Genomic DNA, 21,468 nt, shown 5'->3' with positions numbered 1-21,468 from the left:
CTATGCTTTGAATGTATAGTATTTATTCATGATAAAATTTATCACCGTATAAAACGCCATCGCCAGCAACTGGTTATAATAGGAATCGATGGTAAGATGCTTATTCAGATAAAGCAGCAAACCCAGCTGCATAAGGTAACATACACCAAATACAACGCCAAACTTAATTGCGCCCTGAGTCCAACCCACCGAACTTTTAAAAGTCCACCGTTTATTCCATACAAAACTATTCAAAACACCGGCAGTGTACCCGATGATGTTGGATACTACATCCGAACAACCTGCCATTTTCATCATTACCCATATTACTACGGCAGTAATCAGGGTATTACTCAACCCCACAACTCCATATCTAATGGCTTGCTTTAACGTTTCCATTCCTATCTATAATAGCGATTATCTCTTCTTCAGACAGCTCCTTTACGTTTGTCACCGTATACACTTCAGATAAAAAATTACCAAACTGGTTACACTCTGCAATAGTTGCATCCAACAAAGCTTTAATATCCGTTCGGATGGGTAACAGAAACAGTAAAATTCCGTATCTATCCTTTATATCCAGCTGTTCTATCTCGCAATCCGCCTTTTCAAGATAAAAGGCAAACTCCCGCTCAATAACCTGGCGCTGGTAAGCTTCAAAAGGTTTTTTATCTGCTGCCTGCAAGAGTACAAAGAAACGAAGTTTTTCGTTTTTTCCGCCCAAACCGGTCGAAATATATATCTGCTTTTCTTCAGAAAGTTCAGATTCGAGGGTAATTCTACTCTCCATCAATGCCAGATGGGCCCAATCTTTAAGTTTCGAGTCGGGCGACTGAACATATTTCTCCAAAGCACGGTAAGCTTTAATGTTATGGGAGATGGCCAGTCTGGTAAGAGCAAACTTTCTATTCTCATCAGTAAGTTCGGGCTCAGTAAGCCATCCGTCAAGCAACTCAAATTCATCTTCTTCTATCGGGCGGGCATTCTGTTTCAATCTGTCAGAATACTTAAAGTATTCTACCTGGCGTTCAACAGGTACACGCTCCTCCAAAATATGAAAGTGACCTTGCATTTCCTTAAAAGAATCGTGAAACTTTTTAAACATATCATCCTTCTCATTCATACGCCTGTCTATTTAGTATTCATTTAGAAAACAAACCAAACTTATGCAAAGTTATATTTTATTTGCACAAAAACAAGTCGCAGACGCCCTTTGCAGAACGAATTGAGTGATATTACCGGTTAAAATACCTACTAATCGGTATTGATAGGAACTATATTTACATTTACCTTTGCGAAAGATATAACAGACATGAGACTATCAGAACTACGAACAGGCGAAAAAGGGGTTATTGTAAAAGTGATGGGGCGCGGAGCATTCCGTAAACGCATCATAGAAATGGGATTCATCCGCGGTAAAATGGTGGATGTAATACAAAATGCCCCACTTAAAGATCCGATTCACTATAAGGTGATGGGATACGACGTATCACTCAGACGAAGCGATGCCGCCCTGATTGAAGTGGTTAGTGAAACAGAATTCGCACATTTAACAAATACAGCACAGCAATATACGGAAAGTCCGGATGCCGACTCCGGCTTTTATCAGGATAACGAACTTGAAGCTCTTGCGTTGAACAAAGGCAAAATAATCAATGTCGCCCTGATTGGAAATCCGAACTGCGGAAAAACATCCCTCTTTAATTTTGCCTCGGGTGCACATGAACACGTAGGGAATTACAGCGGTGTGACTGTAGATGCCAAAGAAGGGGTTTTCACTCAAAACGGATATACCTTCCGGATTGTAGACCTTCCTGGAACCTACTCTTTATCGGCCTATACGCCCGAAGAACTCTATGTACGCAGACATCTTGTTCAGGAACAACCCGATGTAGTGATCAATGTGGTTGATGCTTCCAATCTGGAACGAAACCTTTACCTCACCACCCAGTTGATCGACATGGATGTACGGATGGTGATTGCACTGAATATGTACGACGACCTGGAGAAAAGCGGCAACAAGTTTGATCACGAATCGTTGGCGGGTATGATTGGCGTGCCTATTATTCCAACCATCAGTAAAACGGGTTTCGGTATCGAAGCTCTGTTTAACCGGGTTATTTCTGTTTACGAAGAGACGGATCCGATTTTAAGGCATGTACATGTAAATTACGGTGACACCCTCGAAAAGTATATCAATGCCCTGCGTAAAATGTTAAAGCGGAATGGTACGGTCGACAAAACCTATTCCAAACGTTACCTTGCCATCAAATTACTTGAAAACGACAAGGAGGTAAAACAATACGTACAATCATTACCCGAAACGAAACCCATTCTGGAAACCTGCAACCAATACTCCCAGCAGCTGGAAGAGATGTTAAAGGAAGATACGGAGACGGCTCTTACCAATGCCCGATACGGTTTTATTTCAGGTGCACTACGCGAAACATTCGTAGCGAACAAAATAAAAGAGGTAAGCAGTACACAAATTATCGACCTTTTTGTAACCCATAAAGTACTAGGGTTCCCCATATTTATCTTTTTCATGTGGTTCATGTTTGAAGCTACATTCAAGCTTGGCGAATACCCCATGCAATGGATTGAATGGGGAGTGGAGCAAATCGGAAACTTTGTTCGCAATTTCATGCCCGAAGGTCCATTGAAAGACCTTCTGGTAGATGGAATAATCGGAGGTGTAGGTGGCGTGATTGTATTCCTGCCCAACATCCTCATCCTGTATCTGTTTATATCCTTCATGGAAGATTCGGGCTATATGGCACGAGCCGCCTTTATCATGGATAAGATTATGCACAAGATGGGCCTCCACGGAAAGTCTTTTATCCCCCTTGTTATGGGATTCGGGTGCAATGTGCCCGCAATTATGGCAACCCGCACCATCGAGAGCAGAAACAGCCGGATGATAACCATGTTGATTAACCCGCTGATGAGCTGCAGTGCCCGCCTACCAGTTTATGTACTACTTACCGGAGCATTCTTTGCAGAAAATGCCAGCACTGTATTGCTTCTGATGTATTCGTCGGGTATCCTTTTGGCGGTTATTGTGGCTAAGTTATTCAAGCGATTCCTGTTCAGCAAGGAAGATGTTCCTTTTGTAATGGAACTCCCCCCCTATCGAATGCCCACCAGTAAGTCAATTTTGATACACATGTGGGAAAAGGCCAAACAATACCTTCACAAGATGGGAGGAATTATTCTGATCGCCTCGATTCTAATCTGGTTTCTGGGATATTTCCCACGCGAAACAGAACAAGGTAAGATCTATGAATCCCAGATTGAGCATGTAAACAGCAGCAATACGCTTTCTGAAAAAGAAAAGACGGAGACTGTTACCGAGCTTAATCGTCTCAAAAATATGGAACACCAGCAAAACTCCTATATCGGACGTATCGGACAAGCTATACAACCCGCTCTTGCCCCTTTGGGCTTCGACTGGAAAATAAGCGTGAGTCTGCTTTCCGGCATGGCAGCCAAAGAGGTGGTGGTAAGCACATTAAGTGTTTTATATACAGGCGATTCGGAAGACAGTCAGACTCTTCCCGAGAGACTTCAGGCGGATAAAGACAAAGAGGGAAATCCAGTCTTCACCCCTCTTGTAGCACTCAGCATGATGTTGTTTGTTCTCATTTACTTCCCCTGCGTTGCAACGGTAATTGCCATTGTAAACGAATCCAAATCATGGAAATGGGGAGTATTTGTAATAGTTTATACATGTACCTTAGCTTGGGTAGTATCCTTTACAGTATATCAACTTGGCTCAATCCTTTTGAACCTGATTAATTAAATAAAGATGGAGAATAAACGTATACATTGGGGAATTATCGGATGTGGCGACGTTACCGAAAAGAAAAGCGGTCCGGCTTTTTACACATTACCTAACACAGCACTTACCGCCGTGATGAGACGAGACGGAGTCAAGGCCGCCGATTATGCAAAGAGACACCATGTTCAGAAATGGTACGATAACGCATCCAGTCTGATTAATGATCCGGAAGTGGAAGCTGTTTACATTGCAACCCCGCCCGACAGTCATGCTCAACTCACCATCGAAGCCCTCAAGAAGGGTAAGCCCGTATACGTTGAAAAACCGATGGCGCTAAATTACGGCCAGTGTATAAAAATGATAGAAGCTTCTGCCCTATACAATACACCGTTATATGTAGCCTATTACAGAAGGGAACAACCCTACTTCCTCAAGGTGAAAGATTTATTGCAAAACCAGGCAATCGGACAGGTAAAGCATGTATCGCTCAGTCTGATCAGAACCCCTCTTCCTGATGATTACAACAAGGAAAAGCCCTGGAGATTAGATGTAAACAAAGCCGGAGGAGGCTACTTTGCCGATATGGGATCACACCAGCTGGACATGCTGCTGTTTCTATTCGGTCCGATAAGCAGTCACCGATCCATAGTTCTTAATAAAGGAGGATTGTATGATCCGGAAGATTACGTAAATGCCATATTTCAATTTGAATCGGGTGTAACGGCCCAAGCCATCTGGTACTTTGCCGCCCCTTCGCCGGCATCGGAAGATTGCATTGAAATTATCGGCACAAAAGGTACGCTGAAGTTTTCCATTTTTGACATGACCCCCATCGTGGTGAAAACAAAAACGGAAGAGCAAGTCTACGACATTGGAAAACCAGCCATTGTGGAAGCTCCGATGATTGAAAAAGTTAGTGAAGAGCTTCTTAAAGGGCAGTATACTGCCGAAGCTTTACACGATGCCGCAGAGGTAACACGGCTGATAGAAGAAATTCTATCCCCCTATTATAACAAAGCGACATTGTAAAAAGAGCAAGATTGTTAAAACAGAGAACATTGAGAATTTATAAGATGTTATATTAAAAAATTAAACGATATGTGGCAAGAAATCGGCATATTAATCATAGGAATCCTTACTGTGGCATATGTAGGATGGAAATTATATAAAACAATAACTACGCCCCGGGATCCTGAAAATCCCTGTTCAGGATGTAGCGGATGCGCACTGAAGAATCAGATAAAGACAAAAAGCCAGTGCAGTTCAGCATTATAATAAAAAAGGTTTATAATTACATGATTGTATTATAAACCTTTTTTTATTTCAATATACCGTACTATTTATCTGCCGATACAATAATATATAAATCCATTTTCGGCAAGTTCGGTCTTGTCGTAGATATTTCTTCCGTCAATAACGAGAGGAACAGACATTAACTTCCTGATGGCATTCCATGAAGGCATTCTGAACTCTTTCCATTCAGTAACCAATACAAGCGCATCGGCATCAACAACAGAATCATAAATATCCTTAGCATAATCCACCTTATCGCCAATTCTGCGCTTTGCCTCAGTCATCGCTATCGGGTCATAAGCAGTAACCTGGCATCCTGCATCTACCATCTTATCTATCAGCACCAACGAAGGCGCCTCTCTCATATCATCGGTTTCGGGTTTAAATGCAAGTCCCCACAAAGCTATTTTCTTTCCTTTCAAATCTCCGTTATAGTGCTTATACAATTTATCGAATAAAATTGTTTTCTGCGACTCATTTACATCTTCAACCGCCTGCAGAATTCGCATTGGATATCCGTTTACCAACCCGGTTTTCACCAAAGCTTTAACATCTTTAGGAAAACAAGACCCTCCATATCCACATCCGGGATATAAGAATCGGCTGCCGATACGTGCATCCGTACCGATGCCTTTACGAACCATATTCACATCCGCGCCAATGATTTCGCAAAGGTTTGCAATATCATTCATAAAACTGATACGAGTTGCAAGCATGGCATTGGCAGCATACTTTGTCATCTCAGCAGAGGGCACATCCATATATATAACACGGAAATTATTCAGAAGAAAAGGTCTGTACAATTTGGTCATCAGTGCTTCCGCCCTTTCTGTCTCAACCCCAACAACCACGCGATCGGGACTCATAAAGTCGCTGATAGCAGTTCCTTCCTTTAAGAACTCTGGATTAGAGGCAATGTCAAACGGAATATCCATTTCACGAAGATCAAGCTCATGCTGAATGGTTTGCTTTATAATCTGTGCTGTTCCCACAGGTACCGTACTTTTCGTAACCACCAGTAAGTATTTGGTCATGTAGCGTCCGATGGTACGGGCTACATCCAACACATATTTAAGATCCGCGCTTCCATCTTCATCCGGAGGAGTACCTACTGCACTAAACAAGACTTCCACTTCATTCAAACAATCTTTAAGTTCGGTTGTAAAATGAAGTCGGTCGGCCTGATAGTTGCGTTTAACCATCTCCTCCAGACCGGGTTCATAGATGGGAATGATACCTTTTTTCAGATTCTCAATCTTTTGAGTATCCACATCAACACAATAAACATCCGTTCCCATTTCGGCAAAACATGTTCCAGTAACTAGGCCTACATATCCGGTACCAACAATCGCAATCTTCATAGGTTTATTCAAATTAAATAAGTCAATGCGAAAGTAATATAAATTAATTACTCAACCGTATTTTCAGAAAAAGAATCTTACATAAAATTCTCATGCATTTTTTAATTATTTCATCAGAATTAAAATTGCATTCCGCACATAAATAAATTCTCATAACTCTCCACAATATGATTCCATGAATAATCCTGATACACAGTGCGAAAATTTTGTTGAATCATTTTTTTTCTCTCCATATCATCACCATCTCTATTGGCTAATATTAAAGAAGAAACATCTTCTTTCGAGGTAAAGTAATAGGCATTTTCTCCGCAGACTGATCCGTTGAATTCGTTATCATGTGCAATAATAAACGCCTGGCTGGCCATTGCCTCCAACAATGAAGGATTTGTTCCTCCAACAGAATGACCATGAAAATAGATCGATGCATAATGCCTTAACGAATCTAATGCATGCTTATCATAAATACTACCAACAAATCGAATTGATGTGTCGGCATATTTCTGTTTCAGATAGTTACCAAACTTATTCTCAACATTTCCAACAACAATAAATGGAATATCAGTTTGTTTAGAAATTAAATAGCCATCTAAAATTGTTTCGATATTGTTTTCAGGCTCCATGCGGGCAATAAGCAAATAATAGGCTTGTTCTTTCAACGAAAATGGCTGAAGATGAGATTTATCGAAGTTTAATACAGGTTCAGCCCCATAAGGAATAAAAGCCGACTCCTTGTTAAAAATATTCTTGTAATAATTTTGGATTCCTTTGTTGTCGGAAACAAGAAGGTGCGATTTATTGACGGCTAATTTTTCCAATTGCCTGATCAACCACCTGGTAGGCCGGTTCCATTTACTGCGCATCCACTCCAGACCATCCATATTGGTTACCAACAACGGCTTTATTCTTCCTCTCATTAAATAATAAGATGGTGCATTACTATGATATCCGCACTCAAGAATAACATCGAAACCTTCTTTCAAAGCATCCTTAAGACAAAGAAAATCATAGATAAAATGTGCTGAAGCACCCATCCACAATTCGGGATTATATATATATCTGACAGCTACACCATGAAACATTTCTTCAGGACAACGATGAAAATGAGGATTATACACAGTAACCTCATGTCCTTTTTCAACCAATCCAACCGATAAATATTCGGCAAATTGCTCAAATCCTCCATAGTTATTCGGGATACCCCTGGTTCCTAAAATGGCTATCTTCATATGTCAGCTTAGTTTTTTTAATTGTTCTTCTATTGAAGTAATCATCGCCTCCTCATTAAAACATTCCGATTTTCTCTTGGCATTATTAGAAAACCTATTGTAATCATTCGAGTTAGTTATATAACGTATTTTATTACTCATTTCGTCTAAGTTGCGTGAATCTATTTGAAATCCATTCTGTCCGTTGTCAACTAATTCCAACGGTCCGCCTACCGGAGGACAAATTACAGGAATTCCATATGCCATAGCCTCCAGGATTGTTAATCCAAAGGTTTCAATACACAACGATGGAATAGTAAGATTAAGTAACACGTCGGCTTCACTCAGATAACGATGAACATTCTTCTGTGCCGGCAAAATGATGAGGTTGCCGGGAATAGTCTCAAAAAAAGATTCAATAGATCGGCTGTCGCTATTCACAATAAGGCGAAACCTGTATTCAGGCATTATTTCGGCCAATTTAACCAGCTGTTTTAATCCTTTGTACTCCTTTAAAGACGAGATCATAAGTATATTCCTTTTCTCAGTCGCCTCTTTTTTAGGAATCATCTTATCCAAAAAATCTTTAGATAAGGCATTATAAATCACTTTAGTTTGTAAAGATTCTCTGTCATACTGATTTTGAACATATTTCGACACAAAAAATGTATAGTAAGAAAGTCGTTTCCACATCCAAAAATAGACTTTATGCAATAGGTTCGGTTTAACATACACTTCGTGAACATGATAAACAACCGGTATATTTTTAAGACGACCGGCTAAAGCAGGAGCAAACGGACAAATTGTGTTAATATAAAAAACAACCTCGTCGCGGTTATACCGGCAGGCGGCAATAAACATATAAAGTTGAGCATATATGAGACGTAAAAAAGTCAGGAAGCGGTTAGTCGTCCATTTATAGGAAAATGTATGGTATTTTACACCTTCAATACCAGACAGAAACCCATCCGTATGGGAAGTATATAACTCAACATCAAACCCCTTTGATTTAATTCCCCGAATTACAGAGGATAAAACCTGGGGACTTCCACTGATATCGTTATAGAGGTGAAAAAAGATAATTTTTTTCATAACCCAGCATATAAATTAAAATGCAATAGCTTACGAAGCTTCATTTTTAAGATAAAAAAATAAAATTCGGTATGTTTACGCATAAACAGATAGCATCTCTTCAAGAAGCTATTCTCGTTGTGATAATTACAGATACGGCAGGTTTCTTTTATTGCAGCAGTGCTAAAGCTAACCCCGCCCGACTCCATGCTTGCAACAATCTCACTGAAAAAAGTTGCAGCCAACTTATCTCTCTTTCGCATTAACAACTCGTAATCGGCGCATATTCTATAGCTAGTATCAAATAATCCCACCTGATTGAATAAAGAACGATTATGCAATGAGGCAACATGAGCCACAGTCATTTTGTCCTTAAACTCATTCCACTTCCAAGCCTTGCCGATCACTTTAATCAATCGCCCGTCGGCATTGCAATAATTAATACACGCAGAGATATAATCGCATATCTTTCCCTCCATACTTCGGATAAATTGCAGATACTTGCCCAATGCGCCCGGCATTAACTGGTCGTCTGCTCCCAAAAACATAATCCACTCTCCTTTTGCCTGCCTGATACCTTTATTCCAAGCATCGTAGATTCCGTTATCTTTCTCTGTTAAAACGAAATCAATAAAGTCTTTATAGGAATCTATCAATTTGAGAGTTCCATCCACCGAACCACCATCTATAATCAGCAGTTCTATCTCCTCCGTTTTTTGAGAAATGATACTATCAAGGCACCTGCTTAATCTCAATTCCGCATTGAACGTTGCTATTATTATGCTTATTTTCATCAGATTTAGTATTATTGAACAGGAATTCGTATAAATATCCTATAAAAAGGAGCATGAAAAATGATTCACCGGAGAAAAATCCATTAACGACCAAGGTTGTAAAGTAAACAGCGATGATAGTGGCCAATAATAAGATGAAGGCCGTTTTATTTTCCGGGCTGATATGGATTCGTTTACTTGATTTTAACAGTAAATTTATGGCAAATAGAACATAGATAAAAATACCCACTGCTCCCGTCTTAACCATTACATAAGCGAATCCATTGTGTAATATTGGAATGTAATCCAGTTCAATGCCCGGCAACAATAACTCCATTTCCAAATGCACTAATTTTCCAAATCCAAAACCCAGTATTTTATTAAGAGTAGAGCCTTGCATCATTGTGTTAAATGCCTCAAATAATTCATAGGCACGCCAATTATTTATTACAGAATCGTATCCATCGAATTCCTGAATAAACATTTCGTCCAACGAGTTCCGCATCTTTTCGGCTACAAAACCTTCACCATTTATCATTTGATAGATAAGGAGAAGCAATATAACAAAGACTCCGGAGAAAAGAATAAGCCCGATTTTTTTATACTTTGCAACGAAAGCATAAAACAGATACAGTAAAATGAATATTAAAAATGAAAAGTAATAAACCCTCGAAGCAAAATAATACATTACAATTGCATTAAACAGGATAATACCCAAAAGCAGATAATGATTTCGAAATACTGTATTTATATCCTTGTAAAAAAAGATAGTGAAGAAAAGAGCCATCATTGGCAGAGGGGTTCCCGTACCAATGGAATAACGGGTATCGTAAGTGTCTGAAATGAATATACTTCCAAACTGAAGCGTTGATTGTAATAAGTAATAAAGAGAATAAATTGTACCGAAAGCAACAAAAAGAATCATGAGCTTTTGCAACGAAATTCGTTTATACAGAATCACTCCCAATAAGAAAGATAACATTGGCGACGAGAAATAGATATAATCTCTCACAATATCAACAAGCCGGAATCCGGTACCTATCCTCGTCCCTAGTATCAATAATAAAATCAATGGAATCAATACCCCATACCGACTTAACTGCAATTCACCTTTTAACATAAAGTATCCAACTACGATTGCCGACAGAACATAAGACATAAATTGAACCTCATATCCCAAAATCGCAATTGAGAACAGAATTAACATTAATATCGCTTTCTCTATATCTAAGATCTTTATCATATATTGGCTGTTACAACATTAATTAGACTTCATTCTCTTCAACACCTTATAAGAAAGATAAGGAGCAAACAGAACGCCGTAAGAATTTGCAAAAAACATCGTAAATACAACACCTAACACACCATAAGTAGGCAACAGATAGGCACTTAACGGATATAGCAGAGCCGCAAAAGCCAGAACAATCACCAACTGAAAATTCAAATAACTACTTGTTCCGTTTAAAAAATAGATAAACACAGATCCCAAGTTGCTGAAAATAGAAAACAATAGCAGCGAAACTGGTAAATAGGCCGGAATATCCAGTTCCTGATTTAACCATATCTTGAAACTAAAGGGCAATGCAATCCACATCACAACCCCAACCATACTGATTGCCAGCCATGAAATAAGCAGTTGTTTGAATCCTTGTTTAAGCTGGTTATAATTATTTTTTGCGTACGAATCGGTAAAGAAACTCCAATAGGGAGTAAGAACAAGGGTAAATACAGTTACAATAACATTAAAATACTTGTAAACAAGACTGAAGACCGATACCTCTTCAGCCCCGATAAATTTTAAAATAATTATATTGCTTCCCTGCAATATAATCAATGCAGACAGTTGAATCAGAAAAAACCGAAGTCCCAGATTTATTAATTTATTGCTGATCTTTAAATTGAAATACTTCATTGAAGGCTTTAACTTTCTATAATTCTTATTAAAGGCAAAAAGCGTAACAATAAAAGAGATAATGAATGTTGGAAGTGTAATAATCAGTGCCAGGTTAAATAAACTCCCAACCAGCCTGTCTTTTAAAATAAATAAAAGCAGAAGCGAGCAAACAACTCCCGAACAATCGATAAGTGACGAGAGCGCCGGTTTCTGATCGGCAAGAAAAATTGAATTTATCAATTTAGTAATTAACTGCAAGGACGTTACAACTACTAATAAAGACAAAACACATCTTAAATCAGGAATTGCGATATCACTTATATTAAAAAATCGGGCAATATCTGCATAGTATACAAACGGCAATCCCACTATCAGCAAAATAAGGGCTATACCCAGAACGATAATATAGGAAGTACTTACAAGCTGTTTGTTTTTTTCCTGATTACCTATGGCTCTGTTTACGGCAAAAAGATTTCGCATGCCGTTACCCAAACCTAAATCAAAAAAACTAAGCCAGGAAATTGTAGTATATAATGTTATCCATACTCCGTAGATTTTTGTTGAAAGCAAATCCAGTGTAATCGAAATTACGACAAAATTAGCCAACAAAAGTGTTCCTTTTGCGCCAAATAACCAAAGTATGTCCGTTTGTATCTTTTGCATCAGGATAATTTATTTATTTCATTCCGGATAAACAACCATCTGTTCAACCAGGTATGATCTCTCTTTAATATGGTATAATTATGTTCTATAAACGACTCGTAATCAGTCATATTGTCAAGGATCTTCTTTACATGCCCCAACGGATCTTTCAAATCAAGTTCTACTACCGGATTATAGCCGAATATCTGCATCAACTCCTGTGGAGCCTTACCAATAACCAGACATTTAGATGCCATAGATTGGAAATATCGGTTTGTAACCGTTTCTACGCCACCGGATTCGACTGGATGGGTCATCGTTTTAGGAAAACAAAGGGATAGCTTCGAATCGGCAAATCCTTGCTTCAATAAATCCTGCGAGGCGAAAGTAAGTGATCCTGATTCTTTTTGATACAAATAATTAAGACCCGAATCTGTTATCAAAGCTTTATGCACAGGTTCGTAACGCCTACCCAACTGCAACAGGTCAATTTTTCTATCAATAAGCGGCTTGCATTTATACTCCTCAACTTTACATGCCTCCGGACAAAACAATACTTTGGTGCGGGGCAGACGTACTTGTAACATGGAAGCCGATTGCGACGAACTTACCAACAGCAAATCGATCTTCAAATGCTTAACTATTTTTTCGATACGTGTATGTTTGTCCGGCCAGGCATCAAACAAATACAAAATACGGAGATTTGATTGCAATAGGGTATTCACTCCCGGGATGGAATCAATCCCCATTGCAATAGAAAAACATGCCGAACCGTTCTTGTTCCATGAGGGCATCGAACCATATTGCAGATATTTTAGCAACAGCTTGTCCAATACCCTATGGGTAGAGCAGATTTCACCAACCTGTAATGCGTCTATAGTACTGATAAACTCGTCGCACACATACAGTGAAACATGATGAAAATTACTTATCTTTGGTATAATAAGCCTCATATCTTAATTTTTCACCAACACTTTATAGGCAATAACTATTACCGGAATAAAGAAGGCAATGATCAGGGCAATTGAAAACACAAACAGAGGATTGGGCTTTACCGGGTCAAGCAGACTGTAAGCTGCATCGATAATCTGAGCCCGTGGCATAGACCGTGCCATTGTCATCGCGTTTTCTTCTTTTTGTTGCAGTAAGAACAGGTAAAGTTCCGATTTAATTACCTGCTGACGTTTTATGTCCAGATACAAACGTTCCTGGGTTGGCATATCGCCAATACGTGAGATAAATTCCCTTTCCTGTTTTTTAAGGTCGTTTCTAGCCACATCGAAACCCGCTTTGATGCTTTTAAATGTTTCAAGCACATTCTCGCGTAACAGATCGATCTGCTTGTTAAGCATCAATACAGCCGGGTTGTCACCCTTGGTTGTTTGAAGCAACTTTTCTCTTTCAAGCAAGAAGTTATTATACTGCTGAAGTCCTTCGGCAGCTGTCTTCTCTGTAATACCAAGGTTCAGCGGAGCCATGGCATATCTGTTTTCCGGAGCTTTGAGGAAGTCTTCTATCAGCTGAACTGTAGCATACTGAATCTCTGAGTCGATTAACTTCTCCTTAAAATCGCCATTCTTTTCTATCAGGATTTTAGCCTCAACCTCAATATCAGTGATATTGTTTTCTTTTTTAAACTTTTCAATATAATGTTCCACATCCGACAGTTCTTTCGAATTCAAAGCAATACGTTCCTCAAGAAATGAGGCGGTGCGCTGAGCCGATATATTCTTCTGGTCGATACCTCTGTCATTATACAATGCGATTATTTTATTCAGAAAATGCTTACCTCGTTGCACATTGGTTTCTTGAATAGCCAGGTAGATACCGTTGGATTTTTTCTCTGCAATCTTAATAACCAGGCTTTTCAGGAAGGATTCGGTGGTCCAGTCGTATCCACTAAAGTTGATCCGCAGGTTCTTAAACGTATTGAACGAGAAATGAGGGGTTGTTTCGAATCGGAAAGTACCCTCATCCAGCTTCAGTTCATATGGAAATTGAGATACGGTAACTTCACGAAGTTTAGACCATCCCTGTTTGGCAATAATTTTGATCTTACCTGTACCTGCAGACGTCAGTTTAAAGGAAATTTTGTTTTTAAGAAAAGAAGATGCCAGGCTATCAGAAAAAACAAGCTGGATAGGGGTCTTTCCATAGTAATCTGTCTTCTTAACAAAATCGGTCGAAGTATAAGACACATTCAACTGCAACTCTTTTACCACATCTTTTACCAGCGAATAAGAATTCATCAGCAACAACTCATCATCCACACTGCCGCCACCAGCACTCAGAAACCCGCCAAACGAAAAGCCTTTAAGCATGGACGACATACCCGCACTGCTTTTCTCGGCTTCATCCTTAATAAGCACATTGGCCTGTATTTGGTATACCGGAGTTGTAATCATTATGTAAACTACAGACAAGGCAAAAATTACAACCAGCAGTAAAAAGAAGCCATACTTGTACATTCTTACATCCTTCTTCGTAAGAGAAGCGAAGAGCTGTCCTATCTTGTCGGAGGAAAAATTTCCCATCTTTAATATATTTTAAATTTGATATCTTTTATTTATTTACTGCGATAATGGAGACAATCACACTGGCTATCACAGAGATAGAAGAGGTTATTGCCGTTATTACGGAAAGATCCACTTGGTCTGTCTGGCTATAGCGTGCCTGTGTTTTTCGTTTATCATTAGGTTCTACATATACGATATCATTCTGTTGCAGGTAAAAATAGGGAGACGAAAAGAAATCAGATTTTGTTAAATCGAAAGTAACCACCTCCTGTTTTCCATTATTATCGCGAATAACCTTTACATTGGTACGATTGCCGTGAATCGTAAGGTCGCTGGCTAATCCCAGAGCATCAAGAACTGTTACCCGGTCCGAATTAACCGGATAGGTTCCAGGCTTTAAAACTTCGCCCAATACGGTTACTTTAAAGTTGATAATCTGGATATTAACAATAGGATCCTTTACCAGTTCGGAGATTTTATTTTCCAACAAATCCACAGCCTCCTGTTTCGTTTTGTCGGCCAACTTCAATTTTCCAACTACGGGAAAATTAATATTTCCTTCCGAATCTACCGTATAGGTTTGCATGGCCTGCGATGTTCCTATCTCCTTGGTTCCGTTAAACATCTGTTCGGTCTGCTTTGGATAAGATACTACAGGCAGGTTAAAGGGTGCTACAGCTGCCGGATCGAGGGCCGAAACGGTTATCGTAAGTAAATCACCTACACAAATTCGGGGTACAAACTGATTGTTTTGTTGCGTGATGGATTGTTTATCCGGATTATTCAAATCCTGAAAATAGGTAATGTTTTTCGGTGTCGAACACGCGCAAAGCACATAAAGGCACAAAGCGAACGGTGCTAATTTCAAATTCATATCAGTTCATTTAATTAAGTCGGATATATTGATTTCTATAAACGGTTTTTAAACATCGTTAACCGTTTTACAACCTATATAACGATGCAATTTTTGATATATTGCCGCAGTTAAAACTAATTTTAGCACTAATCCAGAGGAGGAATCGTGAATTAATACGTACATTTGTACAAAAGAATTCGTATATGGTTGAAATAGGCAAATATAACACACTGAAAATAGTAAAAGACCTCGATTTTGGAGTTTATCTGGATGGCGGAGACGATTTGGAAATTCTGCTTCCGGCTCGTTACGTTCCGCGAAATGTAAAGCCGGGCGACGAGGTAGAGGTTTTTATTTATCACGATAACGAGGGTCGGATTATTGCCACAACGGCAAAGCCGCTTGCTGTTGTTGGTGAGTTCCAGTGGATGGAATGTAAATCGGTAAATGATATGGGGGCTTTTTTGGAATGGGGACTTATGAAGGATCTGCTGGTTCCTTTCCGCGAACAAAAAATGCCCATGCGTGAAGGGAAATGGTATTTGGTGTATGTACATCTGGATCATGTTACCAAGCGTATCGTTGCTTCTGCCCGTGTGGATAAATTTCTGGATAATGTACCTCCCGTTTATGAATTTAATCAGGAGGTGGATCTGTTGGTGGCCGACGAGACTGAGATTGGATACAAGGTAATTATCAATAATCTGCACTGGGGACTCGTATATCATAACGAAATCTACCGCCGTCTGGAAAGAGGCGAACATCTTAAAGGATATATAAAAGAGGTACGCGAAGACGAGAAGATCGATGTGAGTCTTACCCGTCTTGGATACGAAAAGGTGGAAGGCATTGCCGGTATTATTCTGGATGCACTTAAAGTTCAGAACGGGTTTCTGCCGGTTCACGATAAATCACCTGCTGAAGAAATATACAGTCTGTTTGGATGCAGCAAAAAGAGCTTCAAACAAGCCATCGGTGCATTGTACAAAAAGAAGCTTATCTCCATTGAACCCACAGGTATACGACTTATATAGACAGAAGATACTTCTGCAAAATAATAGTTATTTCAAATTTTAAACTTCTACATACCGGTAATATTACCGGTATGTTAGGTTTATAATAATTTTAATTCTAATTTACTCTTATCCATTACAATAATAAGAGCTTGTTATTTATTCAAATTCAATTCCATAAAAATTAGCCCACTTTTCTTCATCAGAAGATATTGTTAACTTGATTACATGGCTTCCTTTTGATAAGCTTATAGCATCTATTATCGTGGATTTATGACGTTGATATCCTAAAGAAATATTTTTAGGATATTTCACTCCATCAATTTCAATTGTAATTTCATAATTACTCATTTCTGCAGTATAAACAGATATTTTATAGGATTTTTCCTCTATAACATTAAACATATATTCAATTGATCCTGAATAATTTCCACGCCAATTTGTATACATAAATTGATCTTCATCCCCTAGTCCTACTCCTAACTCTCCGTTTGCATAGGCTGATAATGGTGAAATCACGCCAACACAAGGCAAGTTAATCCCAGCATCATAGCAATCAATTTCACCAACCAGTTGAATACGAGCCGTATCAAAATCACCTTTAAGCCCCTTTATCGTAATTGTATTACCAACTTTAGTCACTGTGTGGTTTGTCTTTACTGATGAAATACTGTTATTAATTCCGGTCACGTTAATTTCAGTAACATCAACACCCGGCATTTTTGTCACATATAAGATAGTTTGACCGTTTTCTTCCGTATATCGGCAAATGCAATTATGTTGTCCATACAATTGTTTTAAACTATTTGACTTATATACTCCCCCCATTTTATGAATTATTTCTCCAGCTTCTCTAAGTGGAGCCGTTTGCGAATGGGGAATGCTCCCATCTGCTTTTGGACCAACATTCAGCAACATATTCCCACCATATTGAATACATCTCAATAAATTAACTATAATTTCTTTAGCAGACATATAATACTGCTGATGAACAGATTCGCTATATCCCCAGCTTTTTTTATTTATAGAGTTGCATAATTCAAATCTTTGAAATTTTTGAATAGGTAAATTGAGGTTCATTTCTGGGGTAATATAGTCTCCTTCATGTTTACTGTATAGTCTATCATTAAAAATAATATTCGGTCTAACAGAAAGGGCTGCATTCTTAAATAAATTAGCAACAACCTCATTACTATTTGCATGATATCCATCCCACCAAATCAAATCAATGTTAGGATATCTGTTAACAAATTCATTTATTAAATTCTCAGTATACAAATCATATTTTGAGTGATCATCATAGTATCCATTAATTTCCGGGACTTCACCATAAGAACCTTCAGCCATCCAATCTATGTTTTGAGAAAAATAAACTCCAAATTTGAGTCCATTTCTCACACATGCATTTTGAATTTCATTAATTATATCTTTCCCCTTAGCTGCACTATTTGCTATATTCCATTCGGTAAATTTTGTTGGATACATAACAAATCCATCGTGGTGCTTAATTGTAATAACCAAATATTTCATTCCTGCAGACTTAGCCAACATTGCGATTTCATCAGCATTGAAATTACTACAAGTAAAGCTATTTGCGTATAGTTTATATGTTTCTCTTGGAATTCTTGAAGTAAACATAAGCCATTCAGCACCAACTCCATTTGCTGTACTAGATTCATTGGAGGTATATGTAACCCCATCTAAATCTGTACCAACAAATCGACCTGCTGGAACTGAATACACCCCAAAATGTATAAACATTCCAAACTTAGCTTCATCCCACCATTTTTGTTTATCAGTTTCAATCTCTAAATCAAAATCTTGATTTTTGGAACACGATGGAAAGATAAATATAACAATAACGCACAATACAATTATATCAAAAAACTTTTTCATTCGTTATAGTATAAAGTTAAATACACATTTTTATATTGATAGATTATTTCTGATTGACAATCACTTACTATAATAACACTAACGAAATAATCTAATATTTATTACTTTTAAAAGGATTTTAGTAAATTAAGTATTGGCAAATGGTGAAACACTTACAACTCCAGGTTTTCTATTGATAGATGTACACTGACTAAATTTACGAGGTACTAATTTGTATATTTGTGCCCTCCTCTCTGCCAAATAAAAAAGAGATATTACCAATTTATAGTTAACGCATACATATACAAAAAGCCATCACACGAAAAAACGATAAAGTGTCGGCTGTTATTGAGAGAAATAATTCTCATCATTGGAGTATACTCCATTTCTTCTTTATAGGATCTTGTCCTTTTAATCAAGTGGGCCACCTCTTCCGGAAGAGTTATTTCCTTAATCTGTGATAATGTATCACTGTTTCTAAGAATTAATTTATTAGATCTGTGTTTAGAAAAGAGGAAAAAGAAATTATTATAGTATCCGATTACATGTTCGCCGGATTTATCTAAAATAGCATGTTCCTTTTCATTCAATTTAAGCAACCTCTTCTCTTCTATTTTTATGTCAAAATATTCTGTTTTTAGAGTATCACCTTCGGGCCACCAACTAAAACCTGGTATATAATAAAGATCAAGTGGCAACTGGTATAAAATTGCTCCAGAGCCCTCTATAAGAACCATTTTTGATCCACTTAAAGTGGAACAATGCAGTATTATGTTACCCGACTTTGCTGGTAATATTTGCTCAATCGTCTCTTGATCTGCAGTCCTAAAAAACAGTTTTTTTCCGTTACTATCAATAAAATAAACCATATTAAAATATACAGTCAGGAAACCATCCCTATAAGGAATAAAAGAAATTGGATAAACGCTGACACCCTCTTTTTTTATAGCTGGCATGGGTCCTAATTTGTTTTGAATATGTTTTTTCCCCAGATCAATCTGCGATAAAAAACCTTTCTGAAGCAATGAAGTATATAAAACAGAATCACGCAAAAAGAAACAAGCATAATCATCATACACCCAATCTTCAGTTTGCAATCCATTCTGAAGGAACTTCCCCCATAACTCAATTTTAGTCTGCGAATGAATTGTTATAAACAACCACAAAAGCAAATTGATTAAAAGAACTTTTCTCATAAAACTTTATTTATCGACTACAGATCCGGGGATTTTTTAAATGTTACATCCACCTTATTGGTATAAAATTCACCTCTATACAAACGATAATTATTAATCTTATCCGGAAATATAACGTCATAATATACCCAATCTTGCAACTGAGGGTCTCGAGTTGGACCGAAATGTACAAAGTCTTTTATTTCACTCCCTGTTAACAAAAAAGTATAACATCCCCCCAATATTTTAAACCCTGCCAATGAATAAGATTCAACATATTTAGAATTAGGAGGTAAAAATACAAAATTATCTTTCAATACATTTATAATATTTTTTTCCGTTATAATATGACTTAAATCATTTATATCTGTCAAATTTCCCTTCGGTTGATAAACATACTTGTAAACATCAGCTAATATTTCATTAATTACATCATATCCATGTTCTGAATAGTAATCTACGGAATCAGGCAAAACCTCCCATTCTACAGTATTAAAACCCGTACCCCCAATAAAGACATTGCATTTTGTATCAAGAGAAATGGACCTTATTAAATTAACTATTCTATCTCCAGAACTTTTTATTCCTAGTATACCACCTATTGAAAGCTGAGGTATATAATATTTATTTTTATATATCTTTGGTATATATATTGAATCATTAGATAAATTATTAAACACAATTTTCAGAAATGGAGTGCTGGGACTATTCAACCTATGATAGATCTCTGTTTCTTCTTTTTTCCATTCCACAGACAATTCTATTGATAATTGTTGCCCATGGGTTTCAAATCCCCAAAGAGTTGCCAGTAAAAAGATAATGTATTTTTTCATAACTAAAATAACATCTCCATTATTCATCTTGTTTAACCGTTCATTTATAAATAAGTAAAAAGCTTTTATAATCTCCAAGCAACAAATTACTAACTAGCTTTTTATTGTCTATTAGAAGGTAAAAAGAGCATCTTAAATTTATGTCTTTTAGTTCCAGCTCGTTAGTATTTCTACACCACTTTCCTTCGGAAAGAACAATATCTTTGAATTCCAATTTATATTTGTTGTTTTGTTGTATGGAGAGCTTATAACCTTGCCCATCCTCATATACACCCAGATACAAAGGAATTAGTTTATTATGAGATATGTTATAGCTTTTATGTTCCTTTTGTACCAGTAGCGGATTTATATCGGAACGATATGACCCATAATCCTCCATATAAACGTAATCGTTACGAATAAACCGCTTGTTTACTAAAAAGCTAAAAGCTTGTTTTGCGATAAGGGCTTTATTGTCTACGACCAAGCGAATTTTAAAGTTATGAATTTCATCGACAAGCATTACTTCTTTATTAACTAATGAAAATTTACCATACGATAAAACTACAGCGAAAACAATATCATTTGAAAGAAACTCAGAAAGCTCAATATAGTAATTGCCATTATTATACAAATAAAGGTTACAATCAATACCTCTTGCAACTCTACCGATAGAATAAAAACCCGATATTTCATTTTGATCAAAACCAATAGTGGATATCATTATATTAATAATCAGGATTATGTTTTTCATATACTTGTTTACAGTTTAAAACTCGATTCATCCACCTGTCTCTTTGCAAATTTATATTATTCTCATGGATGTGGCAATAGTTATAATAAATACTTAATGATGAAACAGGTATTAGGGGTTTACTGACTTTCTATTATATAATTAGCTCCGTTCATGGGATAGATTAATTGTTTTCATTCCTGCATTTACTCGTCTTCCATCTGTGTGACCATTGTCACTCAACTGAGGGACATTAGTCACACAGATGGAGGACAATGATCACTCAGTTGAGAGACGAAGAATATACTTTGAGTTAACGACTAATCATCGTTATGAAAAGCGTTAATGACTTAAGAGAAAAAGCCTAATCTGCCTTTATAATGGTTAAGACTCTCGCATGAAATTACAAGATAATATCGCGGAGGAACTTATCTCTTGGAGGCGGTTGGGGATGACAGATGACAAATGAAATGGATCCGTCACAACCAT

Annotated in this window: 18 protein-coding genes; 3 read left to right on the top strand and 15 right to left on the bottom strand. The window is 37.5% G+C overall.

The genetic code is table 11. The features are described from left to right. The gene (locus tag F5613_RS08090) at positions 1 to 378 is read right to left on the bottom strand and encodes a GtrA family protein (protein WP_079681970.1); all 378 of its coding nucleotides are present in this window, start codon (positions 376 to 378) and stop codon (positions 1 to 3) included. Then, the gene (locus tag F5613_RS08085) at positions 353 to 1,102 is read right to left on the bottom strand and encodes a hypothetical protein (protein ID WP_179399368.1); all 750 of its coding nucleotides are present in this window, start codon (positions 1,100 to 1,102) and stop codon (positions 353 to 355) included. The genes F5613_RS08090 and F5613_RS08085 overlap by 26 nt, the downstream gene beginning before the upstream one ends. A 189-nt stretch (positions 1,103 to 1,291) precedes the next feature. Between F5613_RS08085 and feoB the strand changes: the two genes are divergently transcribed. Both feoB and F5613_RS08075 read left to right on the top strand, forming a co-directional pair. Beyond that, positions 1,292 to 3,781: a ferrous iron transport protein B gene (gene feoB / locus F5613_RS08080; RefSeq protein WP_179399367.1), complete on the top strand. Its 2,490-nt coding sequence runs from the start codon at positions 1,292 to 1,294 to the stop codon at positions 3,779 to 3,781. A gap of 6 nt (positions 3,782 to 3,787) precedes the next feature. Continuing rightward, positions 3,788 to 4,789, top strand: coding sequence for a Gfo/Idh/MocA family protein (locus F5613_RS08075; protein ID WP_179399366.1), 1,002 nt, complete (start codon positions 3,788 to 3,790; stop codon positions 4,787 to 4,789). A 311-nt stretch (positions 4,790 to 5,100) separates the two neighbouring features. Here the strand turns inward: F5613_RS08075 and F5613_RS08070 are convergent, their stop codons facing one another. The 9 genes from F5613_RS08070 to F5613_RS08030 all read right to left on the bottom strand — a co-directional run bounded on the left by F5613_RS08070 (position 5,101) and on the right by F5613_RS08030 (position 15,389). Then, positions 5,101 to 6,414, bottom strand: coding sequence for a UDP-glucose dehydrogenase family protein (locus F5613_RS08070; RefSeq protein ID WP_079681966.1), 1,314 nt, complete (start codon positions 6,412 to 6,414; stop codon positions 5,101 to 5,103). Between the two features lie 119 nt (positions 6,415 to 6,533). Next, positions 6,534 to 7,640, bottom strand: coding sequence for a DUF1972 domain-containing protein (locus F5613_RS08065; protein WP_179399365.1), 1,107 nt, complete (start codon positions 7,638 to 7,640; stop codon positions 6,534 to 6,536). A 3-nt stretch (positions 7,641 to 7,643) separates the two neighbouring features. Further along, a complete protein-coding gene (locus F5613_RS08060; RefSeq protein WP_179399364.1) occupies positions 7,644 to 8,711 on the bottom strand; it encodes a glycosyltransferase family 4 protein in 1,068 nt (355 codons plus the stop codon). Continuing rightward, positions 8,708 to 9,484 (bottom strand): glycosyltransferase family 2 protein, encoded by a 777-nt coding sequence (locus F5613_RS08055; RefSeq protein ID WP_179399363.1) that lies wholly within the window; start codon positions 9,482 to 9,484, stop codon positions 8,708 to 8,710. The genes F5613_RS08060 and F5613_RS08055 overlap by 4 nt, the downstream gene beginning before the upstream one ends. Continuing rightward, the gene (locus F5613_RS08050) at positions 9,423 to 10,706 is read right to left on the bottom strand and encodes a hypothetical protein (RefSeq protein ID WP_179399362.1); all 1,284 of its coding nucleotides are present in this window, start codon (positions 10,704 to 10,706) and stop codon (positions 9,423 to 9,425) included. Before F5613_RS08050 ends, F5613_RS08055 begins: the two co-directional genes overlap by 62 nt. An 18-nt stretch (positions 10,707 to 10,724) precedes the next feature. Next, positions 10,725 to 12,020 carry a lipopolysaccharide biosynthesis protein gene (locus F5613_RS08045; protein WP_179399361.1) on the bottom strand — a complete coding sequence of 432 codons (1,296 nt, stop codon included), beginning with the start codon at positions 12,018 to 12,020 and terminating at the stop codon, positions 10,725 to 10,727. Then, a complete protein-coding gene (locus tag F5613_RS08040; RefSeq protein WP_179399360.1) occupies positions 12,020 to 12,952 on the bottom strand; it encodes a glycosyltransferase family 1 protein in 933 nt (310 codons plus the stop codon). Before F5613_RS08040 ends, F5613_RS08045 begins: the two co-directional genes overlap by 1 nt. Before the next feature lie 3 nt (positions 12,953 to 12,955). After that, the gene (locus tag F5613_RS08035) at positions 12,956 to 14,533 is read right to left on the bottom strand and encodes a GumC family protein (protein WP_179399359.1); all 1,578 of its coding nucleotides are present in this window, start codon (positions 14,531 to 14,533) and stop codon (positions 12,956 to 12,958) included. A gap of 28 nt (positions 14,534 to 14,561) precedes the next feature. Then, positions 14,562 to 15,389, bottom strand: a complete 828-nt coding sequence (locus F5613_RS08030; protein WP_179399358.1) for a polysaccharide biosynthesis/export family protein — start codon at positions 15,387 to 15,389, stop codon at positions 14,562 to 14,564. A 185-nt stretch (positions 15,390 to 15,574) separates the two neighbouring features. On the opposite strand from F5613_RS08030, the gene F5613_RS08025 reads away from it, so the two are divergent. Then, positions 15,575 to 16,405, top strand: a complete 831-nt coding sequence (locus F5613_RS08025; RefSeq protein WP_179399357.1) for a CvfB family protein — start codon at positions 15,575 to 15,577, stop codon at positions 16,403 to 16,405. Between the two features lie 138 nt (positions 16,406 to 16,543). Here the strand turns inward: F5613_RS08025 and F5613_RS08020 are convergent, their stop codons facing one another. The 4 genes from F5613_RS08020 to F5613_RS08005 all read right to left on the bottom strand — a co-directional run bounded on the left by F5613_RS08020 (position 16,544) and on the right by F5613_RS08005 (position 21,000). After that, positions 16,544 to 18,280 (bottom strand): alpha-L-fucosidase, encoded by a 1,737-nt coding sequence (locus F5613_RS08020; protein ID WP_179399356.1) that lies wholly within the window; start codon positions 18,278 to 18,280, stop codon positions 16,544 to 16,546. A 254-nt stretch (positions 18,281 to 18,534) separates the two neighbouring features. Continuing rightward, positions 18,535 to 19,455, bottom strand: coding sequence for a hypothetical protein (locus F5613_RS08015; protein WP_179399355.1), 921 nt, complete (start codon positions 19,453 to 19,455; stop codon positions 18,535 to 18,537). Positions 19,456 to 19,472: 17 nt separating this feature from the next. Next, positions 19,473 to 20,294 carry a hypothetical protein gene (locus tag F5613_RS08010; protein WP_179399354.1) on the bottom strand — a complete coding sequence of 274 codons (822 nt, stop codon included), beginning with the start codon at positions 20,292 to 20,294 and terminating at the stop codon, positions 19,473 to 19,475. A gap of 13 nt (positions 20,295 to 20,307) precedes the next feature. Further along, entirely contained in the window at positions 20,308 to 21,000 is a 693-nt protein-coding gene (locus F5613_RS08005) for a hypothetical protein (RefSeq protein WP_179399353.1), read from the bottom strand. Between the last annotated feature and the right edge of the window lie 468 nt (positions 21,001 to 21,468).

This window comes from Macellibacteroides fermentans, from assembly GCF_013409575.1.
Taxonomy (GTDB): Bacteria; Bacteroidota; Bacteroidia; order Bacteroidales; family Tannerellaceae; genus Macellibacteroides; species Macellibacteroides fermentans.
Note: the sequence above shows the minus strand (reverse complement) of the source record. Positions and strands in the feature narration are given on the sequence as shown.

Coding starts and splice junctions, on each gene's coding strand:
- F5613_RS08055 (WP_179399363.1), bottom strand. CDS start 9,484: ATGAAAATAAGCATAATAATAGCAACGTTCAATGCGGAATTGAGATTA.
- feoB (WP_179399367.1), top strand. CDS start 1,292: ATGAGACTATCAGAACTACGAACAGGCGAAAAAGGGGTTATTGTAAAA.
- F5613_RS08090 (WP_079681970.1), bottom strand. CDS start 378: ATGGAAACGTTAAAGCAAGCCATTAGATATGGAGTTGTGGGGTTGAGT.
- F5613_RS08085 (WP_179399368.1), bottom strand. CDS start 1,102: ATGAATGAGAAGGATGATATGTTTAAAAAGTTTCACGATTCTTTTAAG.
- F5613_RS08010 (WP_179399354.1), bottom strand. CDS start 20,294: ATGAATAATGGAGATGTTATTTTAGTTATGAAAAAATACATTATCTTT.
- F5613_RS08015 (WP_179399355.1), bottom strand. CDS start 19,455: ATGAGAAAAGTTCTTTTAATCAATTTGCTTTTGTGGTTGTTTATAACA.
- F5613_RS08050 (WP_179399362.1), bottom strand. CDS start 10,706: ATGATAAAGATCTTAGATATAGAGAAAGCGATATTAATGTTAATTCTG.
- F5613_RS08070 (WP_079681966.1), bottom strand. CDS start 6,414: ATGAAGATTGCGATTGTTGGTACCGGATATGTAGGCCTAGTTACTGGA.
- F5613_RS08065 (WP_179399365.1), bottom strand. CDS start 7,640: ATGAAGATAGCCATTTTAGGAACCAGGGGTATCCCGAATAACTATGGA.
- F5613_RS08020 (WP_179399356.1), bottom strand. CDS start 18,280: ATGAAAAAGTTTTTTGATATAATTGTATTGTGCGTTATTGTTATATTT.
- F5613_RS08025 (WP_179399357.1), top strand. CDS start 15,575: ATGGTTGAAATAGGCAAATATAACACACTGAAAATAGTAAAAGACCTC.
- F5613_RS08075 (WP_179399366.1), top strand. CDS start 3,788: ATGGAGAATAAACGTATACATTGGGGAATTATCGGATGTGGCGACGTT.
- F5613_RS08005 (WP_179399353.1), bottom strand. CDS start 21,000: ATGAAAAACATAATCCTGATTATTAATATAATGATATCCACTATTGGT.
- F5613_RS08030 (WP_179399358.1), bottom strand. CDS start 15,389: ATGAATTTGAAATTAGCACCGTTCGCTTTGTGCCTTTATGTGCTTTGC.
- F5613_RS08045 (WP_179399361.1), bottom strand. CDS start 12,020: ATGCAAAAGATACAAACGGACATACTTTGGTTATTTGGCGCAAAAGGA.
- F5613_RS08035 (WP_179399359.1), bottom strand. CDS start 14,533: ATGGGAAATTTTTCCTCCGACAAGATAGGACAGCTCTTCGCTTCTCTT.
- F5613_RS08060 (WP_179399364.1), bottom strand. CDS start 8,711: ATGAAAAAAATTATCTTTTTTCACCTCTATAACGATATCAGTGGAAGT.
- F5613_RS08040 (WP_179399360.1), bottom strand. CDS start 12,952: ATGAGGCTTATTATACCAAAGATAAGTAATTTTCATCATGTTTCACTG.